1 pseudogene is annotated in these 271 nt (G+C 68.3%); it reads right to left on the bottom strand.

Annotated features, from left to right (window positions below):
- Nucleotides 1–271, bottom strand: a pseudogene (locus tag SB765_RS29815) (DsbA family oxidoreductase); the annotation flags it as partial.

The following is a 271-nucleotide window of genomic DNA, read 5'->3' as shown; positions in this document are numbered from 1 at the left end:
ACAGCGTGGCGCGGTCGCCCAGGTCTTCGCCCAGCCGAAAATACGCGGCAAACAGCCGCTCCAGCAGCGCTTCGAGCTGCTGCTCGCTGCCCAGCTCGGCGGCATGCAACAGCAAGCGATGGGCGTCTGCAGTGTTGGGCATGCGCGCAATGCGGCTGAAATCGAGCTGTTCACCTACCGCACTGGCGGCCTCCTGTACCTGGGCCTGGCGTTGGCGCACCGCCTCGTCACTGCCCAGGCGGCGCCGGTAGAACGCGGCGAACGGCTGGCC

Source organism: Pseudomonas sp. SIMBA_067 (assembly GCF_046534675.1).
Classification (GTDB): Bacteria; Pseudomonadota; Gammaproteobacteria; order Pseudomonadales; family Pseudomonadaceae; genus Aquipseudomonas; species Aquipseudomonas putida.
Note: the sequence above shows the minus strand (reverse complement) of the source record. Positions and strands in the feature narration are given on the sequence as shown.